Source organism: Veillonella tobetsuensis (genome assembly GCF_002959935.1).
Classification (GTDB): domain Bacteria; phylum Bacillota; class Negativicutes; order Veillonellales; family Veillonellaceae; genus Veillonella; species Veillonella tobetsuensis.
In genome coordinates this window covers 128,892-135,740 of sequence record NZ_PPDF01000004.1, presented here as the reverse complement: position 1 = coordinate 135,740, position 6,849 = coordinate 128,892, and the positions used below count along the sequence as shown (strand labels likewise).

General features: G+C 38.6%; 7 protein-coding genes. All 7 read right to left on the bottom strand.

The window, feature by feature from the left end; translation table 11 throughout:
- Positions 1–461: 461 nt before the first annotated feature.
- The 7 genes from VTHSUH11_RS01845 to queA all read right to left on the bottom strand — a co-directional run bounded on the left by VTHSUH11_RS01845 (position 462) and on the right by queA (position 6,847).
- Entirely contained in the window at positions 462–1,412 is a 951-nt protein-coding gene (locus VTHSUH11_RS01845; RefSeq protein ID WP_280522993.1) for an MFS transporter, read from the bottom strand.
- A 170-nt stretch (positions 1,413–1,582) separates the two neighbouring features.
- Complete coding sequence (gene secF, locus VTHSUH11_RS01840) at positions 1,583–2,476, bottom strand: protein translocase subunit SecF (protein ID WP_059361775.1); 894 nt, start codon at positions 2,474–2,476, stop codon at positions 1,583–1,585.
- Positions 2,473–3,747: a protein translocase subunit SecD gene (gene secD / locus VTHSUH11_RS01835; protein ID WP_059361773.1), complete on the bottom strand. Its 1,275-nt coding sequence runs from the start codon at positions 3,745–3,747 to the stop codon at positions 2,473–2,475. Before secD ends, secF begins: the two co-directional genes overlap by 4 nt.
- A 15-nt stretch (positions 3,748–3,762) precedes the next feature.
- Positions 3,763–4,329: a 5-formyltetrahydrofolate cyclo-ligase gene (locus VTHSUH11_RS01830; RefSeq protein ID WP_105092431.1), complete on the bottom strand. Its 567-nt coding sequence runs from the start codon at positions 4,327–4,329 to the stop codon at positions 3,763–3,765.
- 11 nt (positions 4,330–4,340) lie between these two features.
- Positions 4,341–4,619: a preprotein translocase subunit YajC gene (gene yajC, locus VTHSUH11_RS01825; RefSeq protein WP_105092430.1), complete on the bottom strand. Its 279-nt coding sequence runs from the start codon at positions 4,617–4,619 to the stop codon at positions 4,341–4,343.
- Positions 4,620–4,697: 78 nt separating this feature from the next.
- Positions 4,698–5,813, bottom strand: coding sequence for a tRNA guanosine(34) transglycosylase Tgt (gene tgt / locus VTHSUH11_RS01820; protein ID WP_105092429.1), 1,116 nt, complete (start codon positions 5,811–5,813; stop codon positions 4,698–4,700).
- A gap of 8 nt (positions 5,814–5,821) precedes the next feature.
- The gene (gene queA / locus VTHSUH11_RS01815) at positions 5,822–6,847 is read right to left on the bottom strand and encodes a tRNA preQ1(34) S-adenosylmethionine ribosyltransferase-isomerase QueA (RefSeq protein WP_105092428.1); all 1,026 of its coding nucleotides are present in this window, start codon (positions 6,845–6,847) and stop codon (positions 5,822–5,824) included.
- Between the last annotated feature and the right edge of the window lie 2 nt (positions 6,848–6,849).

Here is a 6,849-nt window from a genome sequence, read left to right as displayed (position 1 = left end):
CTATTTGAATAGCTCATTATTTGTTGTCGTTACATGTATGTAACTTTGAATTATGGTTGGTTTTGACTTTGTCAAAACCCGCACTCTGGCATATGTTCAATCATATTGATTGATTACCTATCATTGTTCAGTTTTCAAAGATCTGTTTGCTAACCACATTCGTATGCTAGCGACTTGATTATAATACCAAGTTCAGAGTATTTCGTCAAGCACTTTTTCAAAACTTTTTGAATTAAATTCATTGGTTTTAATTAGTGCTATCATTCGAAATTACGCTGCGTCCTAACGACTTTTACTAGTATATCATAAACGAAAAATACGTCAACATCTTTTTACTAGTTTTATAAAATTTCATTAATACCTCATATTAGAGCACCGTTTGTAACTTATAGTACATCTTACAACAGTAAACCTATCTTTATAAACAGAGGTTTCATATGCTTCTCCTCCCACAATAACTATTACACCTCAAAATTTGAATAGCCTTTAATGATAAAATGATATAACCCTAAAGCAACCACCATAATAAGTGCCGTAATTTGATATAAATACTGATAACCCAATGCATTAGCTATCATAGCTAAGATAATGGATCCTGCACCTACTGCAATATCAAGTGCTAGAAAATAGGTTGCCGTAGATACACCAGCTCTTTCAATAGGTGCCGATTGAACTGCTAAAGCTTGGAATGCAGGTTGTGCAGCTCCATAACCTAGACCAAGTAATGGGGCGGTACCTATAATGCCAACAGGTGTATCAGCTATTCCAAGTATAGCCAAACCCATTATAAATAAGATAATGCCAGGATAAATAACAAAACGCGATCCATATCGAGCGTATATCTTACCAACTAAAGGTCTGCTTATTATAATCATCAACGCAAATAGTGCAAAGAATACACTTCCCCATACACCAGCTCCTATACTATTTAATTCTATAGGAATAAATACAAGAACCCCCGAATAAGTAAAGCCAATAAATAAACCCATCAGTGCCCAAGGTAAACTTCGTTTTTCAATAAATTGAGATATGTGCCATCCCTTCTTAGATTTGTGTTTTGGTTTTGCTAGTTCTTTAGGTAAACGAATCATATTACTTAACACAAGAGCCACACCTGTCATAATGGTTAAGAAAAGATATAATATAGAGCTTCCATATGCCTGTAATGCATATAAACCTACAGCCGGTCCTAATACCATGGCAATATTAGAAAATACAGCAAACATATTGATGCCTTCACCTTTACGGGCTGCTGGTAAAACTACTACGGCTAGGGCAGCCATAACAGTAGTTGCTAATGCAAATATAGCACCATGTAATCCACGTAGTACAAAGATTGTCTCAAGCGATGTTGTAAGATTAAACAATCCCATTATAATGAAGAATAATATGGATGAAAGTAATAAAAGCAGGGCTCCATAATCTATTAGGATTCACAATATCACACTTTCTAAACTAGACATCAATCCATAATGCTATCATTGTACGCTCAATTTCTATAGAATACAAGGATACGTGCATAAGAAAACCTCCAATCACGATACACGCAACTGGAGGTTTAACTTTCAACATAACAATCAAATTATTGATTGCGAATGTCGTTCTTATTTCTATTTTTCCAAAGCACCCATAAGGATGTGGCTACGCAAATAGAGGAATACGCACCACTGGAGAAACCAATAATCATACAAAGAGCAAAGTTCTTCGTTGTATCCCCACCAAATACGAATAGAGATACACAGGCAAACATAACTGTAGCTAATGTATAGAAACTACGATGAATACTTTGTTCAATGGATGCATTTGCCAAATCTGCAAATGTATCGGTACGTTTATGTGTATGTGCATTTTCACGGACACGGTCGAAGATAACAACTGATTCATTCATAGAATAACCTACAACAGTTAAGATAGCCGCTAAGAAGGATGCATCAATTTCCAATTGGAAGAAGGAGAATACACCTAATACCATAATCAAGTCATGAAAAATAGCTGCCAAAGCAGATATAGCAATTTTATATTCAAAACGATAAGAAATATAAAGAGCCAATACGGCAAAAGCAATGACAAGATTTAATAAAGCATGTTGTGTTACTTCAGAACCGATAACAGCACCTACGGTTTCAATACGTTTAACAGTATTAGTCCCAATAGTTTTTGTCATAGAATCTACAACAGCTGCACTTTCGCTAGGCTCAAGATTACGAGTACGAATCATTACATCTTTACCAGATGTCTCAGCAGTCGTATCGCCTGAAAGCTGAATTTGTGCACTTTCAAGACCATATTCCTTCAAAACGTCACGCACTTGACTAACCTCCACAGGTTGATCAAATACGACCTCAACAATAGTACCACCAGTATAGTCGATACCAAAGTTAAAACCTTTTGAGAAAATAGATATTAAACTAGCGATTACAAGAATGGAGGAGATCACAAACCACCAACGATGATGTTTAATTACGTTGAAACTCATTTGCGTTTACCTCCTTTCAAGGATTTCGGTGCAAAGACATCAGCACTTTTACTTGGTGAGATATTAGCACCAAACCAGAATGGATGATTGGTAAAGTTACAATCAATCAATAAACGAAGTAAGAAATGACTTACAGTGATAGCAGTAAACATACTTACTACAACACCAAGGCCCAAGCTGATAGCAAAGCCTTTTACCGGCCCAGACCCCAATAGAGTCAAAATCCCCGCCGTAATAATAACGGATACGTTCGCATCAGTAATGGTGGAAAGGGCACGTTTGAAACCAGCTTCCATAGCAACACGCATGGATTTACCAGAGAAAACCTCTTCTTTAAAACGTTCAAAAATAAGGATATTCGCATCTACGGCAACACCCATAGATAAGATAATACCCGCAATACCCGGTAATGTCATAGTCGCATTAAAACCTTTGCCTAATACGAGCAATAACAGCATAACATATACGAGCAACGCCACATTGGCAACGAAACCAGATAAGCGGTATAGCACGAGCAAGAAGACCATAATCATAGCGATACCAGCGCCAAAGGCAACTACAGATTTATCTTTAGAGTCTTGCCCCAAAGAAGGACCTACGGTACGCACTTCAAGGACATTGATTTTTACAGGCAATGCACCAGAGCGTAAAAGGATTGCTAAATCTTTAGCTTCTTCTAGTGATTGACTACCAGAAATTGTAGCTTTACCACCAGTAATAGCTTGTTGAACCACAGGATTTGTCAACACATCACCATCAAGAGTGATTGCAATGTGCCGACCGATATTCTTAGATGTTAGATCAGCAAATTTCTTTGCGCCTTCATCACTAAGCTCGATTGCAACTAGAGGTTGTTTGTTTTGACCCATTTCCTCTTTTGCATCTTTAAGATCATCACCGGTCATAACAGTTTCGCCCTTTTCATTCTTAAATTCAAGGACCGCTGTTTTACCGATACGTTTCATTGCTTCATCAGGATCTTTAACACCTGGCAATTCAATGATAATACGTTTTGCCCCTTCACGTTGCACGATAGGTTCTGACAAACCCATTTCATTAATACGACGTTCAAGAATCTGTTTTGCTCGTTCTACCGCATCACTATCGGCTGTGCCATGTTCAGTATCCTCTGCTTCTAGCACAATGTGCGTACCGCCTTGCAAATCAAGGCCTTGTTTTAATGAACCTGCTAAGGGTTCAATAAAATACGCAAAACAACCAATAATAGCAGCAATAACGACTAAGAATTTAACTATAGCCTTGCCTCTCAAAATTATTGCTCCCTTCTAATTGACATGAATTACACCCTGTTCTGTAACGATAGCGGGCATACGTTGGTCATAGCGTTCCATCGGTATGGGCTTATCCATAATTTGTACTTGCCATGCGACAGCGATGTAGTTAGATGGTGAAAGTTCTTTTAGGAAACGGTCATAATAACCATTCCCCATACCCATACGACCACCGTTTCGGTCGAATCCGGAACCAGGCACCAAAATCAAATCTATATCCTTAGGATCTATGATTTCATATGGTTCTTTAGGTACACGAATATTCAGAACACCGTGAACTACATCATCAAGATTATGTAAACGTACGGCAATCATCGTTGTCTTATCAATACAAACAGGTACATAAACGCGTTTACCCGCATGTAAGGCATGTTCTATAACATCATCCAAGTTGGCTTCTTTAGGCATTGCTAAATAAGCCATAATTGATTGTGCATGTTCATACTGTTCTAGTTGGAGAATTTCTTGGCACAACTTAGAGGTCCAAGATGCACAATCTGCAATAGATAAAGCAGCGCGCTGGGACTTGCACGCCTGGCGCACTGCTTCTTTGGTTATCATTACTAGCTTCCTTATTTTTTCTTAGAAACTACTGATGCGATAGCAGTACGAGCAAAAGTCATTTCAACCTTTTCCGCTACTTGTACCTTAACCTTTTCATCATCAAGTTCGATGATTTCGCCATAGATACCACCAATAGTTACAATTTTTTGACCTTTTTTCAAGCTGCTTAGAAGATTAGCACGTTCTTTTTGTTGTTTCTTTTGTGGACGCCACAACAAGAAATAGAAAATTACGACCATTAAAAGAATTGGCCAGCTGGTTTGTAAAATTTGTTCGATATCACCCATTGGTAATCCTCCTCACTAAAATTCATCTTATCTTTATAAGTATATCTATTCAAAATGAATTTGACTAGTTTTTTTATATTATTTATTAAAGTTATCCCAAAATTGCATTCTAAATTGCGGGAATCGATCCTCTAAAATAGCTTTGCGCATTTGGCGCATAAACTCTAATAAGAAATATAAATTATGATATGTAACGAGTCTCAATGCTAAAATTTCTTCCGCCTTATATAGATGGCGTACGTAAGCACGAGAAAAATTTTTACATGTATAACATTGGCAACCTTCTTCTAAAGGACCCCAATCATGAGCAAATTGAGCATTGCGAATATTGAGTCGCCCATGCCATGTCATGGCCATTCCGTTTCTCGCAACCCGTGTTGGATATACACAGTCAAACATATCAATACCGCGTGCTACACCTTCTACCAAACAATCGGCTGTACCAACGCCCATCAAATAACGAGCTTTATTCGTTGGCAACAAAGGTGTTGTATATTCGAGAATTTCATTCATCAAATCGTGAGGTTCCCCTACAGATAAACCACCAATGCTGTATCCTTCAAAGTCCATCGCCACTAATTCAGCTACACTTTGTTTGCGCAAGTCTTTATACATACCGCCTTGCACAATGCCGAACATACCTTGTCTATCATGAGCATGACGAGCCTCTTGACATCGATGTGCCCAACGGGTAGTACGCGCTGTAGAGCGTTTCGCATAATCATGGTCCGCAGGATAAGGAATACATTCATCAAAGGCCATCGCAATATCAGATCCAAGTTGTTCCTGTACTTTTGTAGCCACCTCTGGGGAAAGAAATTGTTTAGATCCATCGATATGAGATCTAAAGGTTACACCTTCTTCCGTAATCTTACGCATATCGCCTAAGCTGAATACTTGGAATCCACCGCTATCAGTCAAAATAGCTTGATCCCAATTCATAAATTTATGAAGGCCACCTGCTTCTTCTACGAGTTCAGGACCGGGTCTTAAAAACAAATGATACGTATTGCTTAAAATCACCTGTGAACCAATGACTTTTAATTCTTCAGGTGTCATTGTTTTTACTGTAGCCTGCGTCCCAACGGGCATAAACATAGGCGTCTCATACGTGCCATGCGGCGTATGTAACAGACCCGCGCGAGCCCCCGTATGAGGACAGGTTTTCTGTAGTTCATATGTAATACTCGGCATAGAATCTCCTAACGTATAAACATGGCATCGCCAAAGCTAAAGAATCGATACCGTTCTTTTACAGCAGCCTCATAAGCCGCTAAACAATGTTCACGACCAGCCAATGCACTAATAAGCATTAATAATGTAGATTGTGGCAAGTGGAAATTTGTGACCAATGCATCTACCATTTTAAATTTATAACCTGGGTAAATAAAAATCTTAGTCCACCCGCTAGTAGCATGTAATACACCGTCATCGGTAGAAGCAGATTCTAAGGTGCGAATTGATGTAGTACCTACAGCAATAATTCGCTTACCCTTTTCTTTCGCCTCATTAATACGACGGGCCGTATCTTCAGACACGCTGTAAAATTCACTATGCATATCGTGATTTTCAATGTTATCAACAGATACAGGTCTAAAGGTGCCTAAGCCTACATGAAGTGTAACAAACTCTAACTCTACACCTTTAGCTTTAATTTTCTCCAATAATTCAGGTGTAAAGTGTAGCCCAGCTGTTGGTGCAGCGGCAGAACCTTTTTCCTTTGCATACACCGTTTGATACCGATCTTTATCTTCTAATTTTTCGTGAATATAAGGCGGTAGTGGCATCTCCCCAATATCTTGTATGATATCATCGAATACACCATCACAAGCAAACTCAACAATGCGACCACCAAAATCAGTCTTCTCTATAACAGTCGCCTTTAAGCGTTCATCAAACACAATGACTTGGCCGATTGGACATTTCTTACCTGGCTTAACAAGACATTCCCAGCGATTTTCACCACATGGTGTTAACAACAATACTTCGACCTTGCCGCCAGAACCTTCACGATAACCATACAATCGAGCAGGAATAACCTTCGTATTATTAAATACAAGAACATCACCATCCTGCAATTCATCGAGTAATTCGTAAAAATGTTCTTTATGTGTATATTCACCAGTTATTTTATCCAATGTAAGCAAGCGCGATGTATCGCGTGGCTCTACTGGATGTTGAGCGATGAGCTCCTCTGGTAAATCATAATCAAAATCTGTAACTTTCATTC